Below are 18,304 nucleotides of genomic sequence, written 5' to 3' on the forward strand. Positions count from 1 at the left end.
GCTGCTCGGTGACGAACCCGTCCTCGTCACCGAGCAGCACGAGGATGGCCGCTGCCGGTGCGGGCAGACCTGGCACTGACCGGCGTCTGGCCAGGAACTTTGCCACGTTCATTCGCGGTGGTGACCGGGTGGGTCTGGAGTCGCAAACCCCTCCCCCCCGTTACATTTATTGGGTCCCCGATGGCCGGGGACCTGGTCGCTGGATCCGGTATGACTTTCCTGCCCTCTCACTGATGATCCGGGGGGTGTTGTCGCCGGGTTCGGAGGCACTTGTTGACCGCTGATAGGGACAAGGCCGGACGCACGGGTCCAGGTCTCTTTGTAACGTGGGTGCCGGCATCGGGTGTCGTGACTGCGGCCATATAGTGGTGCAAAGGAGCGCCAGTATGGATCAGGGATTCGACGTTTACTGCGGACTGGATGTCGGCAAGAGCGAACACCACGCCACCGCGCTCAGCCGCGCCGGCGAACGCCTTTTTGATAAGCCGCTGCCGCAGGACGAAGCCCGGCTGCGGGAACTGTTCACGACGCTGCAGCAGCACGGGAACGTGCTGATGGTCGTGGACCAGCCCAACACCATCGGGGCGCTGCCGGTCGCCGTGGCCAGGGATTGCGGCTGCGAGGTCGCCTACCTTCCGGGCCTGGCGATGCGGAAAGCGGCGGACCTGTATCCCGGGAGTTCGAAAACTGATGCCCGGGATGCGTTCATCATCGCCGAGACAGCCCGGGCGATGCCCCACACGCTGCGGGCCGTGGACCGGGACAGCGAGGTCCTCTCGGCGCTGAAGGTCCTCTCCGGGTTCGACGCCGATCTGACCCACGAATGCACCCGTGCGATCAACCGGCTGCGGTCCCTGCTGCTGCAGATCTTCCCGGCCCTGGAGAGGGCCTTTCCCGGCACGGTCCTGACTCGTCCACTTGTCCTGGAGCTGCTGATCAAATACGCCGGTCCCACGGGCCTGCGCGCTGCAGGCCGGTCGAACGTGCTGCGCTGGGCCCGCAACCACAGCCGGAAGGACCCGGCCAATCTCGTGGATGCAATCTTCACCGCGCTCGGAGAACAGACCGTGACGGTCGCCGGAACCGAAGCCGTCGAACTGGTCATCCCGCGCGTCGCCGCCCAGATCAAGGAACTCAAACACCAGCGGACCATCGTGGCTGAAGAAGTCGAAAAGCTCCTGGACGATTTCACTCTTTCCCGGGGCTTGATGTCCATGCCGGGAGTCGGCATCAAGACCGCAGCGACGATACTCCTGACCATCGGCGACGGGAGCAGCTTCAAGACCGCCGGTCATCTCGCCGCCTACGCCGGCATCGCACCGGTCTCCCGCCGTTCCGGGACCTCCATCCGCGGCGAATTCCCTGCCCGCTCCGGCAACAAAGAACTCAAGAACGCGCTCTTCCGGTCCGCCTGGATCGCCTCCTGCCACGACCCGCTCTCCAAGGCCTACTACGACCGAAAACGCGCCCAAGGCAAGAAATACAACGCCGCCGTCATCTGCCTCGCCCGGCGCCGCTGCGACGTCATCTTCGCCATGCTCAAAAACGGAACTTTCTACCAGGGAAAAGTCCCCAAAGCAGCTTGACCAAAAGCATAGGGACACCCCCGGGCTGCATAGGTACAGGCTCAAGATCGTCGAAGCCCACACCAACTCTTAACTCAGGGGTAGGTGGCAAAAATCCCCCTGACCAGCCGCTTTGCAGGGCATCGCACGTGTACGCAACCACGGTCAAAAGTGGACCCAATCAGCCACGGCATCCGTGTACGCGAGTGTGGACACTGCACACGCCACCGTTGGCCCCCACAAGGCGACGCCCACCTCTCTCCCGGGCCCCCGTGTATATGGAATCCCGGAGAAAAAATCTTCAAGAAATCCTCGCAAGTCATGTCGTCCGCAGGACCGCGCGGCATGAATAAGTAGAAGACCAACCACGGCCACCCGAACAGGCCAGAAAGGAGACCCGGATGCCCAATCGCCGCAGCACGCGGAGGGCTCACCAGCCAAGGCACTGACCCCGCCACCCACACAACTTCACAGGCCGCCGCGGCAGCCAGTCCACAGGCCGCCACAAGCGTCAGAGGGACCCGAGCAGGGTCAATGTACACAAGTTAAAGCAAAAACCCCCTCTGACGAGGGGGAATGCTGTGCCCGAGGTGGGACTCGAACCCACACACCTTTCGATACCGCATTTTGAGTGCGGCGCGTCTGCCAATTCCGCCACTCGGGCGCGGAGTACACCGGTGTAACAATCAGCCTGCCACAGTGCTGTGAGCAACGCGATCGCTTCCAGTGCGCGAAATTACTCTACATGCAGATAGGCTGAATTCCAGAATCGCGCCAGTGACGCCGCATCGAACCAAACCGGTCCAAGTACATCGGCAGACAAAACCTATGATGGTTGAGTTCCCGCCGTACCTTTCCAAGGAGTTCCCGTGTCAGAACAGACGGAGTCAACCCCCACTTCCCAGCCGGCGCGCCGCGTTGTCGTCGCCGAGGATGAGACCCTCATCCGCCTGGACATCATCGAGATCCTGCGGGGCGAAGGCTACGACGTCGTCGGCGAGGCGGACAACGGCGAAAAGGCCGTCCAGCTTGCCGAGGAGCTCAAGCCCGACCTGGTCCTGATGGACGTCAAGATGCCGGTCATGGACGGCATCTCGGCCGCCGAGAAGATCGTCAAGGCCCGCATCGCCCCCGTGGTCCTGCTCACCGCGTTCAGCCAGAAAGAACTCGTGGAGCGCGCCCGCGACGCCGGCGCCATGGCGTACGTGGTCAAGCCGTTCACCCCGGCGGACCTCATCCCGGCTTTGGAGATCGCGCTGTCCCGCCACGAGGAAATCAAGGCCCTCGAGAGCGAGGTCACCGACCTGCAGGAGCAGTTCGCCACCCGCAAGCTCGTGGAGCGCGCCAAGAGCCTCCTGACCACCAAGATGGGCCTGACGGAACCGGAAGCCTTCCGCTGGATCCAGAAGACCTCGATGGACCGCCGCCTCAGCATGCGCGAGGTTGCCGAAACCATCATCAACCAGGTCAACTAGCGGCCGGCGGTTCCGGCCGCGCTCCGCGGCCGCCAGCCGCGCGCTCGAAGCACTAAGCACCAAGCACCAAGCACCAAAAGGGAGGATCCCCGCCAGCCGGCGGGGATCCTCCCTTTTGCGTTCAAGCTTTCAGAACTAGGCCTGAACCCGGTTCTTCTTCTTCTTTTCCGGCCACGGGCCGAGCTTGTCCTTGGCCACTGCCGCTTCGCCCTGGCCGCCGATGTCAGCGAGGTCGCCCACCTTGTGGACCTTCAGCAGGTTCGTCGAACCGGCCTTTCCGGGAGGCGAACCGGCGGCGATGACCACCAGGTCGCCGTCCTCGACGACGTCGAGTTCCAGCAGGCTGCGGTCAACCTGGGCCGTCATCTCGTCGGTGTGGCCCACCATCGGGACCAGGACCGGTTGGATCCCCCACGTCAGTGCGAGCTGGTTCCAGACGTGCTCCACCGGGGTGAAGGCGAAGACCGGCTTGATGGGGCGCAGCCGGGAGAGGCGGCGTGCAGAGTCACCGGACTGGGTGAAGGTACAGATGTACTTCGCATCCAGCTGGTCGGCGATCTCGACGGCGGCCCGGGTGATGGCGCCGCCGCGGGTCTTGGGCTTGGTGCCGAGCGGGGGGACGCGCTCGAGGCCGTGGACCTCGGTGGACTCGATGATCCGGGCCATGACCTTGACGGTCTCGATCGGGTACTTGCCCACGCTGGTCTCGCCGGAGAGCATGACCGCGTCGGCGCCGTCGAGCACCGCGTTGGCGCAGTCGGAGGCCTCGGCGCGCGTCGGGCGCGGGTTGTCGATCATGGACTCGAGGACCTGGGTGGCTACGATAACCGGCTTCGCCCAGCGGCGTGCCAGTTCAACGGCGCGCTTTTGCACGATCGGTACTTCCTCGAGGGGAAGTTCCACACCGAGGTCGCCACGGGCCACCATGATGGCGTCGAAGGCGTCGATGATCTCGGGGAGCTGCTCCACGGCCTGCGGCTTCTCGATCTTGGCGATCACCGGCACGCGGCGGCCTTCCTCGTCCATAATCTCGTGCACGCGGACGATGTCCGAGGCATCCCGGACGAAGGACAGGGCAACCATGTCCACGCCGCGGCGCATGGCCCAGCGCAGATCGTCCTCGTCCTTTTCGCTCAGCGCCGGCACGTTGACGGCAACGCCGGGCAGGTTGATGCCCTTGTTGTTGGAGACCCAGCCGCCGACAATCACCTGGGCGACCACCTTGACGTCGTCGACGTCGATCGCGCGGAGGGCGACCTTGCCGTCGTCGATCAGCAGGGCATCACCGGGGTTGACGTCCTCCGTCAGGCTCTTGAGGGTCGTGGAGCAGATGTCCTTGGTGCCGGGAACGTCCTCGGTGGTGATCGTGAACGTGTCACCGACCTCCAGGAGGTGGGGACCATCGACGAAACGTCCGAGGCGGATCTTCGGGCCCTGCAGGTCGGCCATGATGGCCACGGCCTTGCCGAGCTGTCCCGCAGCCTTGCGGACGTTCTCGTAGGTGTTGTCGTGCACGGAGTAATCGCCGTGGCTCATGTTCATGCGTGCCACGTCAACGCCGGCTTCCAGCACGGCCAGCGTGTTGTCAAAGCTTGCGATTGCCGGTCCGAAAGTGGCCACGATTTTAGCGCGTCTCATATACCTACCCTACTGGTGTGTTGCATGGATTAAGTTGAAGTGCGGATGAATCCCGGAGGTCCTGTGGGACTACAGAACAGCCATCGCACGGTCGGTCGGCGCCACGGGTGCCGGCAGAATGGTGCTGCCCATCAGGAACTTGTCCACCGCGGCCGCGCAGGCGCGCCCTTCGGCGATGGCCCAAACGATGAGCGACTGGCCGCGGCCGGCGTCGCCCGCGACGAAGATGCCTTCAGTGTTGGTCATGTAGTAACCGTCGCGTGCCACGTTGCCGCGCCCGTCAAGGTCGGCCTGGACCTGGTCGGTGATCCCGGCCGGTTCGGCGCCGGTGAAGCCCAGGGACAGGAAGACGAGGTCCGCCGGAATGATCCGCTCGGTGCCGGCCTTCGGCAGGCGCTTGCCGTCGACGAATTCCGTCTCCGCAACCTTGACGCCCGTGAGTTTGCCGTTTTCCCCGACGAACTCCACGGTAGAGGCGAGGTAGGTGCGTTCGCCGCCTTCCTCGTGCGCGCTGGCGACCTCGAACAAGGTGGGGAATGTCGGCCAGGGCTGGTGGCCGGCCCGCTCGACGGGCGGCTGCTTGCCGATCGCCAGTGTGGTCACGGACGCGGCCTGGTGACGGTGCGCGGTGCCGAGGCAGTCGGCGCCGGTGTCGCCGCCGCCGAGGATGACCACATGCTTGCCCGCGGCATTGATCTGGTTCTCCACGGTCTCCCCCGCCACCACCCGGTTGGCCGGCACGAGGTAGTCCATGGCGTAGTGGACGCCGTCGAGGTCGCGGCCCGGGATCGGCAGGTCACGCGGGACGGTGGCCCCGGTGGCGACGACGACGGCGTCGTACCGGCGGCGCAGCTGCTCCCACGTCACGTCGGTGCCGACGGCCACTCCTGTGCGGAATCGGGTGCCTTCGGCCTTCATCTGCTCCAGCCGGCGGTCCACCTGCTCTTTTTCCATCTTGAAGTCGGGGATCCCGTAGCGCAGGAGGCCGCCGATCTTGTCGTCGCGCTCGTACACGGCCACAGTGTGGCCCACCCGGGTCAGCTGCTGGGCGACCGCGAGCCCGGCGGGGCCGGAACCGACGACGGCGACCGTCTTGCCGGTCAGGCGCGCCGGCGGCAGCGGGTTGACCCAGCCGTTCTCGAAGGCCTGGTCCACGATCGAAACCTCGACCTGCTTGATGGTCACGGCGGGCTGGTTGATGCCGAGTACGCAGGACGCCTCGCAGGGGGCCGGGCACAGCCGGCCGGTGAACTCGGGGAAGTTGTTGGTGGCGTGCAGCCGCTCCATCGCTTCCTCGCCCTTGTCCCGCCAGACGAGGTCGTTCCATTCCGGAATGAGGTTGCCCAGCGGGCAGCCCTGGTGGCAGAACGGGACGCCGCAGTCCATGCAGCGGCCGGCCTGGCTCTTCAGGACACCCTTTTCCTGGGCCTCGTAGACCTCTTTCCAGTCCATGATGCGGACCGGGACGGGACGGCGCGGCTGGGTTTCACGCTGACGTACTTTCAGAAATCCGCGTGGATCAGCCACCGGTCACCTCCAGGATTCGAGACCAAACTTCTTCGCCGTCGGGGTCCAGACCCTCTTCGATGGCGTCAAGACGGGTTTGCAGGACGGCCGCGTAGTCACGCGGCAGCACCTTGGTTATGCGGGCTGCGGTGTCATCGAAGTTCTCGAGGAGCCGTGCCGCGAGCAGCGACTCGGTTTCCTCGAGGTGCTTGACGAGCAGCCCGTGGACGATGTCGCGGTCCTCGGCGTCGAGCTCGCGCAGCTGCAGCTCGCCTGACTCGAGGGCCTGCTTGTTGACGCGCTCGGTCTGCAGGTCCAGCACGTAGGCCGTACCCCCGGACATGCCGGCGCCGAAGTTGCGTCCGGTCCGGCCGATGATGAGCGTCTGGCCGCCGGTCATGTACTCGCAGCCGTGGTCCCCGATGCCTTCGACCACAGCGGTGGCGCCGGAGTTGCGGACCAGGAAGCGTTCGCCCACCTGGCCGCGGAGGAACATTTCACCGCTCGTGGCGCCGTAGCCGATCACGTTGCCGGCGATCACGTTGCGCTCGGCCGGGAAGACGTTGGTGCGGTCCGGCCGGACGATGATGCGGCCGCCGGAGAGTCCCTTGCCGACGTAGTCGTTGGAGTCGCCGAACATGCGCAGCGTGATGCCGGCCGGCAGGAACGCCCCGAGCGACTGGCCCGCGGTGCCATTGAGCGTGATGTCAATGGTGTCCGTGGCCAGGACGTCGGTGCTGAAGGTCTTCGTCACGACGTGGCCGAGCATGGTGCCGACGGAGCGGTCCGTGTTGATGACGTTCACGGAGATCTTCACCGGCGTGCGGTCGCTCAGCGCTTCGGCCGCCATGGCGATCAGGCGCTGGTCGAAGTGCTTGTCGAGTTCGTGGTTCTGGCCGGTGAGGTTGCGCAGCGGCGCGTCGTTGTCGAACTCGAGCCCGTGCAGGATCGGATCCAGGTCCAGCCCTTCGGCCTTCCAGTGGTTGATCGCGTCGCGGGAGTCGAGCATCTCGGCGTGGCCGATCGCCTCCTCGATGCTGCGGAAACCCAGCTCGGCGAGGATTTCGCGGACTTCCTCGGCAAGGAATTCGAAGAAGTTCACCACGAATTCGGGCTTGCCGTTGAACCGGGAGCGGAGCTCGGGGTTCTGGGTCGCGACGCCCACCGGGCAGGTGTCCAGGTGGCAGACGCGCATCATGATGCAGCCGGAGACCACCAGCGGGGCGGTGGCGAAACCAAACTCCTCGCCGCCGAGCAACGCGGCGATCACGACGTCGCGGCCGGTCTTGAGCTGGCCGTCGACCTGCACCACCACACGGTCGCGCAGGCCGTTGAGCATAAGCGTCTGCTGCGTCTCGGCGAGGCCGAGTTCCCACGGGACACCGGCGTGCTTGAGCGAGTTCAGCGGCGAGGCGCCGGTACCCCCGTCGTGCCCGGAGACCAGCACGACGTCGGCCTTCGCCTTGGTGACGCCGGCCGCCACGGTGCCGATCCCGACCTCGGAGACGAGTTTTACGTGCACCCGGGCCGAGGGGTTGGCGCGCTTGGCGTCATAAATCAGCTGCGCGAGGTCCTCGATCGAGTAGATGTCGTGGTGCGGGGGCGGCGAAATGAGGCCGACGCCGGGGGTCGAGTGCCGCGTGCGGGCCACCCAGGGGTAGACCTTCTGCGCCATCAGCTGGCCGCCTTCGCCGGGCTTGGCACCCTGGGCCATCTTGATCTGGATGTCGTCCGCGTTGGACAGGTACAGGCTGGTGACGCCGAAGCGGCCGGAGGCGATCTGCTTGACCGCGGAACGGCGGGTGGGATCGAGCAGCCGGTCCACGTCCTCGCCGCCTTCACCGGTGTTGGACTTGCCGCCCAACCGGTTCATGGCGATCGCGAGGGTCTCGTGGGCTTCCTTGGAGATGGAGCCGTAGCTCATGGCGCCGGTGGAGAACCGCTTGACGATGCTGGAAACCGGTTCGACTTCCTCAAGCGGCACCGCGGGACGCGAACCGGCCTTGAACTTCAGCAGACCGCGCAGGGTCATGAGGTTCTCGGACTGGTCGTCAACGCCGCGGGTGTAGGCCTTGAAGATGTCGTAGCGGCGTTCACGCGTGGCGTGCTGGAGCCGGAAGACGGTCTCGGGGTTGAACAGGTGGGGTTCGCCGTCGCGGCGCCACTGGTATTCGCCGCCGCCAAGCAGGGGCTGGTGCGGCAGTTCGATGCCGTTCTCGGGGTAGGCCATGCGGTGCCGGGCCAGGACTTCGGCGGCAATGACGTCGAGGCCGACGCCGCCGAGCTGGGAGTGCGTGCCGGAGAAGTACTCGTCCACGAGGTCCTGGCCGAGGCCGAGCGCTTCGAAGGTCTGGGCACCGGTGTAGGAGGCCACGGTGGAGATGCCCATCTTGGACATGATCTTCAGGACGCCCTTGCCCAGGCCCTTGATCAGGTTGTAGACGCCGTCCTGCGGGGTGACCCCCACGACGTCGCCGGAGGCGATGAGCTGCTCCACGGATTCCATGGCCAGGTACGGGTTCACGGCGGAGGCGCCGTAGCCGATGAGCACGGCGACGTGGTGGGTCTCGCGGACGTCGCCGGCTTCCACCACGAGCGCGGTCTTGGTGCGGTTGGCGCTGCGCAGCAGGTGGTGGTGCACGGCGCTGACCAGCAGCAGGGACGGGATCGGGGCCCACTGGGCGTTCGAGTCGCGGTCTGAAAGCACCACGTACTGGACGCCGCGGTTTATGGCGCCGGAGACCTGCTCGCAGATTTCGGTGAGCCGGGCCCGGAGGGAGTTCTCGCCGCCTTCGGGGCGGTAGAGTCCGCGGACCTTCATGGCGACCTTGCCGCCGTCGGCGCTCTCGATGTTCGCGATCTTGGCGAGCTGGTCGTTGTTGATCACGGGGAACGGCAGCGAGACCTGCGGCTGCCGGACCTGCTTGGTGTCCAGCAGATTGCCGTTCGGGCCGATTGCGCACGTCAGGGACGTGACAAGCTCTTCACGGATGGCGTCCAGCGGCGGGTTGGTGACCTGCGCGAAGGACTGCACAAAGTAATCGAAGAGCAGCCGCGGACGCTTGGACAGCACGGCCACCGGGGTGTCCGAGCCCATGGCACCGAGCGGTTCGGCGCCGGTGCGGGCCATCGGGCCCAGCAGGATTTTCAGTTCCTCGGTGGTGTAGCCGAAGGTGCGCTGGCGGATGTTGACCGAGGCAGCGGTGTGCACGACGTGCTCGCGTTCGGGCAGGTTCTTGAGGTCAATCAGGTTGTCCTTGACCCATTCGGCCCAGGGGTTCGCCGCGGCAACCTCGGCCTTGACCTCGGCGTCGTCGATGATCCGGCCGGCCCCAGTGTCCACCAGGAACATCTTGCCCGGCGAGACGCGGCCCTTCTTGACCACCTTGGAGGGTTCGACGTCGATCACGCCGACTTCGGAGGCGAAGACGATCAGGCCGTCCTCGGTGATCCAGTACCGGCCCGGGCGCAGGCCGTTGCGGTCCAGCGTGGCGCCGACCAGGTTGCCGTCCGTGAAGGAGACGGCCGCCGGGCCATCCCACGGCTCCATGAGCATCGAGTGGTATTCGTAGAAGGCGCGGCGGGCCGGATCCATGGTGGCGTGGTTTTCCCACGCCTCCGGGATCATCATCATGATCGAGTGCGTGATGGGCCGGCCGGAGAGCCAGAGCAGTTCGGCGACCTCGTCGAAGGAGGCCGAGTCCGAGGCGCCCGGGGTGCAGATCGGGAACAGCTCTTCGGGTGAGTCCCCCAGCAGCGGGCTGGCGAGCTGGGACTGCCGGGCCCGCATCCAGTTGCGGTTGCCCTTGACGGTGTTGATTTCGCCGTTGTGCGCGATGGTGCGGAACGGCTGGGCCAGCGGCCAGGACGGGAACGTGTTGGTGGAGAAGCGCGAGTGAACGATCGCGAGCTTGGTCTTGAAGCGCTTGTCCGACAGGTCCGGGTAGAACGGCTCGAGCTGCGCGGTGGTGAGCATGCCCTTGTAGACGATGGTCCGGGAGGAGAGCGACGGGAAATACACGCCAAACTTGTTCTGGGCGCGCTTGCGGATCCGCCAGGCGCGGGAATCGAGCTCGTTGCGCTCAAGGGTTTCCCCGGTGCTGGAGGCGAAGAACGGCTGCGAGAAGTACGGCATGCAGGCCCGGGCCATGGCCCCGACCAGGTCGGCCACGATCGGGACTTCACGCCAGCCCAGGACGGTCAGGCCCTCGTCCGCGGCGAGGCCTTCGATGCCGGCGCGGGCGGCGTCGGATTCGCGCTGCTCGGCGGGCAGGAACGCGGTTCCCACGATGTACTGGCCGGGGGCCGGAAGTTCGAAGTCCGTGACTGCGCGGAAGAATTCGTCCGGCACCTGCATCAGGAGGCCGGCGCCGTCGCCGGTACCTTCATCGGCGCCCACGGCACCGCGGTGCTCGAGGTTGCGCAGGGCGGTCAGGGCGGCGTCGACGATGTCGTAGCCAGGCTCACCGCGGAGCGTGGCGATGATGGCCAGGCCGCAGGCGTCCTTCTCGTTTTCCGGGTTGTAGAGTCCGGCAGCGGCCGGAATCGCCGCGAAGCGGCTGAAGGGTGACGCGGCAGCCGAGGGCTGGTCCGGATCGGACCAGCTGGGGCTGTGAAGAGTTTGGGTCATTGGAGACGTCCTTCCTCCTGATCGTGCGTATGGGAGGGACAACATTGGCCCCACTCGGCACGCCGGTGTGTGACGGGCGCAACAGAGTGTTTTTCTAACTGGAATTGTAGGCCAGCCCGGCCTCATGTACTAACAGTTACGCAGGTGCTGGCCCGGGCTTGCATGGACAGCTTCGATCTGCTGTCCACGGCAAGCCCTCTTGCCACGACGCTGTGGAGTCGGGTCCGGTGAGCGGTGGCTCCGGTCAACCCGAAGTGCCGGCGCTGAGCTACTTGGTGCCCTCAGCCTCCGGCGCGGTTCCAGTTCCCTGGCGGCCGGAAACTCCGGCTGCCGGAGCTCCATTGGCGGGCGCGGTGCCGCCCGTGGAGTCCCTGCCCGCATCCTCGGATGCGCGAACTGGTCCGCTTTGGTTATTCCGGAGATTAGCACGGGATTCACTATCTGAGACAGCGGCGTCCGAATGGCGGATGGTTGCCGCGTCTGCGGGAACGGTGGCGCGGTCAGCGTGGGCGGCACTGTCGGCGCCGGTGGTGCGGTCAGCGCTGGTGGCGCGGTCAGCGCTGTCGGCCTCGGTCGCGTCAGCGTCCGCCTTTGACTCTGCCGACTCTTCCTCCGCCGACTTTTCCTCAGCCGGCGAAGTCTCCACCGGCTGGGTCCCTGCCGGCTGTGTCTCTGCCGGCGCGCGGCCGGGGAGGAACGGGGTGTCCGGCTCGGAGCGCTTGCGCAGGCCGAGGAGGATGAAGGCGAGCAGGGCTCCGGCGAAGACGATGATGCTGGTCCAGACATTGAGCCTGGTGGTGAGCCCGAAGAGGGTGATCTGTTCGGCGTCGTCGATCCGCATGGCCTCGATCCAGACGCGGCCCAGGGTGTAGTACATGGCGTAGACGCAGAAGAGGCGGCCGCGGCGGAAGCTGAATTTGCGGTCGAGTGCCAGCAGGATCAGCACGCCGGCCAGGTTCCACAGCGACTCGTAGAGGAACGTCGGGTGGAAGAGCGTGTCCGTCGGCATGCCGGCGGGGAAGTTCGGGTTGTTGGGATCGATCTGCAGCCCCCACGGAAGCGTGGTGGGGCCGCCGAAGAGTTCCTGGTTGAAGTAGTTGCCCCACCGGCCAATGGCCTGGGCCAGCAGCAGTCCGGGGGCCGCGGCGTCCATGAAGGCGCTCAGCTTCACCCCGGCACGCCGGCACCCGATCCAGGCGCCCACGGCGCCGAGCACGACGGCGCCCCAGATGCCCAGGCCGCCGCGCTGGATCTGCGGAATCAGGGACAGGTCCCCTGTGCCGTCGAATCCCGGGCCGAAGTAGGCGTCCGGAGAGGAGAACACGTGGTACAGCCGTCCGCCGATAATGCCGAACGGGATGGCCCAGATGGCGATATCCCAGACGCTGCCCTCGGGGGCGCCGCGGCGTGCCCAGCGGACGGAGGTCAGCCACAGGCCGGCAATAATGCCGGCGAGGATGCACAGGGCGTAGGCGTGGATGCGCAGGGACCCCCACGGCAGCGGGATGTCGAATCCGGACCAGGTGGGGCTCGGAATGCTCGCGGGAATCATCGCCGCCGCGTGGAGGACTGACTGCATTGCTTAGGCTTCTTCCTTGGTAAGGCCGGTGCTGAGGTCTTTCGTCAAGGAGGCTACCGCATCCACGCCGCCGTCCCGGATTGCCGCGACGAGGGCGGTGCCGACAATCACGCCGTCGGCGTACTCGGCGATCTCGCGGACATGGCTGGCGGTGGAGACGCCGAGGCCCACGCAGACGCGCTCGGCGCCCGCGGCGTGCGCTGCGGCGACGACGTCCCTGGCCGCGGAGCTGACCGAGGTCCGGGCGCCGGTGACGCCCATGATGGAGACGGCGTAGACGAAGCCGCGGCTCGCGTCGACCGTGCGTTTCATGCGTTCGGGCGAGGACGAGGGAGCCACGAGGAACACCCGGTCCAGGCCGTACTTGTCCGAGGCCGCCATCCATTCGGCGGCCTCGTCCGGAATGAGGTCGGGCGTGATGAGCCCGGCTCCCCCGGCCTCGGCCAGGCGGCGGGAGAACTCGTCCACGCCCATCCGGACCACGGGGTTCCAGTACGTCATGACCAGCACGGCGGCGTCGGTCTTGCTCGTAATGCCGCGGACGACGTCGAAGACCTCCCGGACGTGGAAGCCCTTCGCGAGGGCCTCCGTCGTGGCGGCCTGGATGACCTGGCCGTCCATGACCGGGTCCGAGTACGGGATGCCGATCTCGATGAGGTCGGCGCCGTTCTCGGCCAGGGCGATGCCGGCGGCAATGGTGTCTTTAACGCTCGGGTAGCCGGCGGGCAGGTAGCCGATCAGGGCCGCCCGGCCCTGGGCGCGGGCGCGGTCAATGGCCGCGGCCGACTTGCTGGCGTGCTGGGTGCCGTCCTGGCTGGTGCTCACAGCTGTTCCCCCTCTTTGGCGATTTCGGCTTCAGGTGAATCCTTGTCCAGCAGGTCGAACCATTCCGCGGCCGTGGCCACGTCCTTGTCGCCGCGGCCGGAGAGGTTCACGATCACGATTTTCTCTGAGGCGTCTGTTGCCTTGCCTGCGGCCGCGTCAGCGGCGAGCCGCTGGCCCACCTTGATGGCGCCGGCGAGGGCGTGGGCGGACTCGATGGCGGGGATGATGCCCTCGGTGCGGCACAGGAGGCGGAAGGCCTCCATGGCCTCGCTGTCCGTGATGGGCTCGTAGCTGACCCGGCCAATGTCGGCCAGGTAGGAGTGCTCGGGGCCGACTCCGGGGTAGTCCAGGCCCGCGGAGATCGAGTGCGACTCGATGGTCTGGCCGTCGTTGTCCTGCATGAGGTACGAGCGGGCGCCGTGCAGCACGCCGGGCTTGCCGAGGGTGATGGTGGCTGCGTGGCGTCCGGTTTCGACGCCCTCGCCGCCGGCCTCGAACCCGTAGATCTTGACCGAAGGGTCATCGAGGAAGCCGTGGAAAATGCCGATTGCGTTGGAGCCGCCGCCGATGCAGGCACAGACGGCATCCGGCAGCCGGCCCGTCTGGTCCAGGATCTGGGCGCGGGCTTCCTCGCCGATGACCTCGTGGAAGTAGCGGACCATCGCCGGGAAGGGGTGTGCTCCGGCGGCGGTGCCCAGCAGGTAGTGCGTATTGCCCACGTTGGCCACCCAGTCGCGCAGGGCCTCGTTGATGGCGTCCTTGAGAGTCTGGGATCCGTTGGTGACCGGGATGACCGTGGCCCCAAGGAGCTCCATGCGGGCCACGTTGAGGGACTGCCTGCGGCAGTCCTCGGCGCCCATGTAGACCACGCATTCCAGGCCCAGCAGGGCTGCGGCCGTGGCGCTGGCGACGCCGTGCTGGCCGGCGCCGGTTTCGGCGATGACGCGGGTTTTGCCCATCCGCTTGGCGAGCAGCGCCTGGCCCAGGACGTTGTTGATCTTGTGCGAGCCGGTGTGGTTGAGGTCTTCGCGCTTGAGGAAGATCCGCACCCCGCCGGCGTGCTCGGCGAAGCGCTTGGCCTCGGTCAGCAGCGACGGCCGGCCTGAGTAGTTCTTGTTCAGTTCGGCGATCTGGGCTGTGAACTCCGGATCGGCCTTGGCCTTCTCGAAGGTGTCCTCGAGCTCGTCCAGGGCCGCGATGAGCGACTCTGGCATCCACCGGCCGCCGTAGTTCCCGAAGTAGGGCCCCGGGGCGTGGCGCAGGGACGGTTCGCCCTGCGCGGGATGCTCCGCGGGGCGGCCGCCCTGCAGGAACGCGTCCACGGCACTTTCGTCAGAGCCGGCTGCTGGTGCATCGACCATCAGTCTCACCATCCTGTTCCACTGCTAGCTTTGGGGATCTGCTGATGAGATCCGCTCATTGGTCCGGGCAAAATTGCGGGCCCGGCACCGCTCACGGTCCGGACGGAGGCGCCAGGACCGGCCGGCCTCAGGCGCGCGCGGCGATTGCCGTCGCGCCGGCAGCCATGAATTCGGCGATCCGCTCGTGGGGCGTCGCGTCACTGACCAGCGCCTCGCCGACCAGGACCGCGTTGGCTCCGCGGGCCGCGTAGTGCTTGACGTCCTCGACGTCGCGCACACCGGACTCGGCGACCACGAGCGCACCGGCGGGAATGCCGCCGGTCAGCGCCGCGAAGACGGAACGGTCGACGTCGAGCGTCTTGAGGTTGCGTACGTTGACGCCGATGATCCGGGCCTCCGCGGCGACTGCGCGCTCGATTTCCTCCGCCGTATGGGTCTCGACCAGCACGTTCATGCCGAGCTCGCGGCTGAGGGCCGTGAACTCACGCAGCTGGGCGTCCGAGAGCGACGCCACGATCAGCAGGATCAGGTCGGCGCCGTGCGCCCGGGCCTCCCAGATCTGGTACTCGTCAACCATGAAGTCCTTGCGCAGCAGCGGAATGTCCACGGCGGCCCGGACGGCGTCGAGATCGGCCAGGGAGCCGCCGAAGCGGCGCTCCTCGGTCAGGACGCTGATCACGGCGGCCCCGCCGTCGGCGTACTGCGCGGCGAGGGACGCGGGATCGGCGATGTCCGCGAGCTGGCCCTTGGACGGGCTGCGGCGCTTGACCTCGGCAATCACCTTGAGCTGGTCCCGGCTGCTTGAGGTCCCGCCGAGGGCGGCCCAGGCGTCACGGGCGGGCGCCGCCGCGGCGGCACGCTCTTTCAGCTCCGCGAGCGTAACCAGACGCTGGCGCGCCTGCATATCCTCCCTGACACCGGCATTGATGTCGTCGAGAACGCTCACGCTCAGTGGCCGGAGTTCTTCAGCTTGCTGCCGCCGACGCCGTAGCCGGCCTTGCGCATGGCCCAGCCGGCGAGCAGGCCGACCACCATGACCGCCGCACCCGCGACAAAGATCGGGGTGTTGGCGATGACGAAGGCGATGGACGCAATGAGGGCGCCGATCAGCATCACGATCACGCAGGTCCACGCGGCCGGGCTGTTGCCGTGACCCTGGGGTTCGCTGTGGTCGACGTCGTCGTAGACGCCCTTCGGCGCAGCGGACGTGGATGCGGAAACAGTGGCTTTGCTCATTGAAATCTCCTCAGGATGAATACTGCTTACATTCTGCCATTTTTTGCTGTGTTATTTGGCCGCGTTGCTGTCGCGTTACCGGTCGCGTTGCCGGTCGCGCCCGCGGCATCGGCTCAGGTGGGGTCGTCACCGCGGGACAGCCGGTCCCAGCTGTCAATCTCGTCCGCGGGGGCGGCCGGCGCATTACCGCCGGCTGCAGTGCCGCCGGCGGCGGGCCCGGCGGCGGCCGCGTCATATTTGGTGCGGGTCTTCCAGTAGCGGCCGGCCGGCACGATCGCGAGGGCGCTGAGTCCCAGCAGGGCTCCGGCGACGACGGCGAGGACGGGGAACACCGTGACGTCCACCTGTACGCTGCTGCCGCTGATTCCGGTGGCGGCCGCGATCGATCCCTGCGCCGCGGCCAGCGGGTCCGCCAGCACAACGGCTGCCGCGGCGACGATGCCCGCGGCCGCGAGGAGGATGATCGCCGTGATCACCCAGCGGGCCACGCGGCCGGCGATGGAGGCCGCGAGGCCGCCGGCGAGGGCCACAAGCGCCAGGGCTGTCACGGTGGTGGCAGCCTTGCTGCCCTGGACCTGCAGGCCGTCCTGGCTGGCCACGGCCGCGCCGAGCTGCGTGGGATCGAGGTGCACGGTGAGCCAGGTCTGGGTGGTGGTCCCGAACACGGCAAGGGCCAGGGCAGCGATCACCAGGACCAGGGTGGACTTGCGGGCCCAGCGCGGGACGGCGGCCCGCCCGGCGCTCTTCACAGTGCCCTTCACGTTGTTCTTGGCGGTGTTCTTGGCGGTGGCTTCCGGCTCCCCCATCAGGACTCGGCTCCTGCGTCGGGCGCTGCGTCAGTGACTGCGTCAACGGTGATGTTGTGCAGCGACCTGGCCGTGTGCACGGCGCGCAGCGGGGCGGCGGCCTTGTTCACGGTTTCCTGGGCCTCGGTCGGGTTCACCGAATCTGCGACGATCCCGCCGCCGGCCTGGACGTACGCGCGTCCTTCCCGGAGCAGGGCCGACCGGATGGCGATCGCCATGTCCATGTCCCCGGCGAAGTCCAGGTACCCCACCACGCCGCCATAGATGCCGCGCCGGTGCGGTTCAAGTTCGTCCAGCAGGCGCAGGGCCCGCGGCTTCGGGGCACCGGAGAGGGTGCCGGCCGGGAACGTGGCCTTGAGCACGTCGTAGGCCTTGGCTGCCGGGGCGAGCTCTCCGACCACGGTGGAGACCAGGTGCATGATGTGGCTGAAGCGCTCCACTTCCATGAATTGCGTGACGTCGACGGATCCTGCCACGCAGACCTTCGAGAGGTCGTTGCGGGACAGGTCGACCAGCATCAGGTGCTCGGCGCGTTCTTTCTCGTCCGCCAGCAGTTCCTCGGCCAGGGCCTTGTCCGCCTCGACCGTCTTGCCGCGCGGGCGTGAGCCGGCGATGGGGTGGGTGATGACTTCGTCCCCGGTCACGGTGACGAGGGCCTCCGGCGAGGAGCCGACGATCGTGTATTCGCGGCCGGCGGCGTCCTCGAAGCTGAAGAGGTACATGTAGGGGCTGGGGTTGGTGTTCCGCAGGACCCGGTAGACGTCGAGGGGGTCGGCGCCGCACTCCATTTCGAAGCGGCGGGAGATCACCACCTGGAAGACCTCACCGTCCACGATCGCCTCCTTCCCGCGGTCCAGGGCGGCCAGGTACTCGGTTTCGTCCCAGCGCTGCTGCACACTGGACGCGAAATCCAGGGCGGCCGTCTCCAGCACGGAGACCGGCTGCTCCACGGGGCGGCTGATCTTTTCGAGCAGGGCTTTGACGCGGGCGACGGCGTCATGCCAGGCGTCGTCGACCCGTTCGGTGCTGTTGTCGAAGTTGATGGCGTTGGCGATCAGCAGGACGGTGCCGTCCATATTGTCGTGGACGGCCATGTCGGTGACCAGGTTGAGGGCCATTTCCGGCAGTTGGAGGTCGTCCTCCGGCGGGCTGGTCAGTTTCTCCCAGTGCCGGACGGTTTCCCAGCCCAGGAACCCGACCAGGCCCGAGGTGAACGGCGGGAGGCCGTCGAAGCGCTCGGTGCGCAGCGCCGCGACGGTGTCGCGGATGGCGTCCACGGGGTTGCCGTCCAGGGGCACACCGACCGGGGGCTCGCCCAGCCAGTGCGCGCTGCCGTCCTTGGTGGTCAGGGTGGCCCGGGAGCGGGAGCCGATGAAGGAATAGCGCGACCAGGCGCCGCCGACCGCCGCCGATTCCATCAGGAACGTTCCGGGCTGGCCATGGGCGAGCTTGCGGTAGAGCCCGATCGGGGTTTCGGCGTCAGCCAGCACCTTGAGCCGGACGGGGATGACACGGCTGTGGCCTGCGAGTTCGCGGAACTCTTCGAGGCCGGGGCTGATGATTCCAAGGTCCTGCATGGCTGTGCTTTCCGCCTGTTCTTTAGGTGGACCTGCGACCGGATCCGGTCATGGGATCCTGCCTGGGGTCCGGTTCGTGAAGCTGTGGAAGCGCCGGGGCGCTCTG

Annotated in this window: 12 protein-coding genes and 1 tRNA gene; 2 read left to right on the plus strand and 11 right to left on the minus strand. The window is 67.2% G+C overall.

Annotation, left to right across the window (positions count from 1 at the left end):
- Positions 1-386: 386 nt before the first annotated feature.
- Entirely contained in the window at positions 387-1,586 is a 1,200-nt protein-coding gene (locus AC1DNG_RS06110) for an IS110 family RNA-guided transposase (protein ID WP_476886920.1), read from the plus strand.
- Positions 1,587-2,147: 561 nt separating this feature from the next.
- Here the strand turns inward: AC1DNG_RS06110 and AC1DNG_RS06115 are convergent.
- A tRNA-Leu gene (locus AC1DNG_RS06115) sits at positions 2,148-2,229 on the minus strand.
- Between the two features lie 205 nt (positions 2,230-2,434).
- Here AC1DNG_RS06115 and AC1DNG_RS06120 point away from each other — a divergent pair.
- On the plus strand, positions 2,435-3,040 hold the full coding sequence (locus AC1DNG_RS06120) for an ANTAR domain-containing response regulator (protein ID WP_018772478.1): 606 nt from the start codon (positions 2,435-2,437) through the stop codon (positions 3,038-3,040).
- A 135-nt stretch (positions 3,041-3,175) separates the two neighbouring features.
- On the opposite strand, the gene pyk is transcribed toward AC1DNG_RS06120, so the two are convergent.
- The 10 genes from pyk to AC1DNG_RS06170 form a co-directional block, all read right to left on the minus strand.
- Positions 3,176-4,678, minus strand: a complete 1,503-nt coding sequence (pyk, locus tag AC1DNG_RS06125; protein ID WP_043436173.1) for a pyruvate kinase — start codon at positions 4,676-4,678, stop codon at positions 3,176-3,178.
- A 69-nt stretch (positions 4,679-4,747) separates the two neighbouring features.
- The gene (locus AC1DNG_RS06130) at positions 4,748-6,205 is read right to left on the minus strand and encodes a glutamate synthase subunit beta (protein WP_476886921.1); all 1,458 of its coding nucleotides are present in this window, start codon (positions 6,203-6,205) and stop codon (positions 4,748-4,750) included.
- Positions 6,198-10,814 (minus strand): glutamate synthase large subunit, encoded by a 4,617-nt coding sequence (gene gltB, locus AC1DNG_RS06135; protein WP_476886922.1) that lies wholly within the window; start codon positions 10,812-10,814, stop codon positions 6,198-6,200. Before gltB ends, AC1DNG_RS06130 begins: the two co-directional genes overlap by 8 nt.
- A gap of 268 nt (positions 10,815-11,082) precedes the next feature.
- Positions 11,083-12,393 carry a prolipoprotein diacylglyceryl transferase gene (lgt, locus tag AC1DNG_RS06140; protein WP_476886923.1) on the minus strand — a complete coding sequence of 437 codons (1,311 nt, stop codon included), beginning with the start codon at positions 12,391-12,393 and terminating at the stop codon, positions 11,083-11,085.
- Positions 12,394-12,396: 3 nt separating this feature from the next.
- On the minus strand, positions 12,397-13,218 hold the full coding sequence (trpA, locus tag AC1DNG_RS06145) for a tryptophan synthase subunit alpha (RefSeq protein WP_476851526.1): 822 nt from the start codon (positions 13,216-13,218) through the stop codon (positions 12,397-12,399).
- The gene (gene trpB / locus AC1DNG_RS06150; protein WP_476886924.1) at positions 13,215-14,579 is read right to left on the minus strand and encodes a tryptophan synthase subunit beta; all 1,365 of its coding nucleotides are present in this window, start codon (positions 14,577-14,579) and stop codon (positions 13,215-13,217) included. Before trpB ends, trpA begins: the two co-directional genes overlap by 4 nt.
- Before the next feature lie 127 nt (positions 14,580-14,706).
- Entirely contained in the window at positions 14,707-15,525 is an 819-nt protein-coding gene (gene trpC / locus AC1DNG_RS06155) for an indole-3-glycerol phosphate synthase TrpC (protein ID WP_476857175.1), read from the minus strand.
- 2 nt (positions 15,526-15,527) lie between these two features.
- Positions 15,528-15,815, minus strand: a complete 288-nt coding sequence (locus AC1DNG_RS06160; protein ID WP_476851523.1) for an HGxxPAAW family protein — start codon at positions 15,813-15,815, stop codon at positions 15,528-15,530.
- A gap of 113 nt (positions 15,816-15,928) precedes the next feature.
- On the minus strand, positions 15,929-16,621 hold the full coding sequence (locus AC1DNG_RS06165) for a Trp biosynthesis-associated membrane protein (RefSeq protein WP_476886925.1): 693 nt from the start codon (positions 16,619-16,621) through the stop codon (positions 15,929-15,931).
- Positions 16,621-18,198 (minus strand): anthranilate synthase component I, encoded by a 1,578-nt coding sequence (locus AC1DNG_RS06170; RefSeq protein ID WP_476886926.1) that lies wholly within the window; start codon positions 18,196-18,198, stop codon positions 16,621-16,623. Before AC1DNG_RS06170 ends, AC1DNG_RS06165 begins: the two co-directional genes overlap by 1 nt.
- Positions 18,199-18,304 lie beyond the last annotated feature (106 nt).

It is taken from the genome of Arthrobacter sp. 01T425 (assembly GCF_056398725.1).

Bases quoted from the DNA above. Each gene is read 5' to 3' on its own strand.
- AC1DNG_RS06160 (WP_476851523.1), bottom strand. From the start codon at position 15,815: ATGAGCAAAGCCACTGTTTCCGCATCCACGTCCGCTGCGCCGAAGGGC.
- lgt (WP_476886923.1), bottom strand. From the start codon at position 12,393: ATGCAGTCAGTCCTCCACGCGGCGGCGATGATTCCCGCGAGCATTCCG.
- AC1DNG_RS06165 (WP_476886925.1), bottom strand. From the start codon at position 16,621: ATGGGGGAGCCGGAAGCCACCGCCAAGAACACCGCCAAGAACAACGTG.
- AC1DNG_RS06170 (WP_476886926.1), bottom strand. From the start codon at position 18,198: ATGCAGGACCTTGGAATCATCAGCCCCGGCCTCGAAGAGTTCCGCGAA.
- gltB (WP_476886922.1), bottom strand. From the start codon at position 10,814: ATGACCCAAACTCTTCACAGCCCCAGCTGGTCCGATCCGGACCAGCCC.
- AC1DNG_RS06110 (WP_476886920.1), top strand. From the start codon at position 387: ATGGATCAGGGATTCGACGTTTACTGCGGACTGGATGTCGGCAAGAGC.
- trpB (WP_476886924.1), bottom strand. From the start codon at position 14,579: ATGGTCGATGCACCAGCAGCCGGCTCTGACGAAAGTGCCGTGGACGCG.
- pyk (WP_043436173.1), bottom strand. From the start codon at position 4,678: ATGAGACGCGCTAAAATCGTGGCCACTTTCGGACCGGCAATCGCAAGC.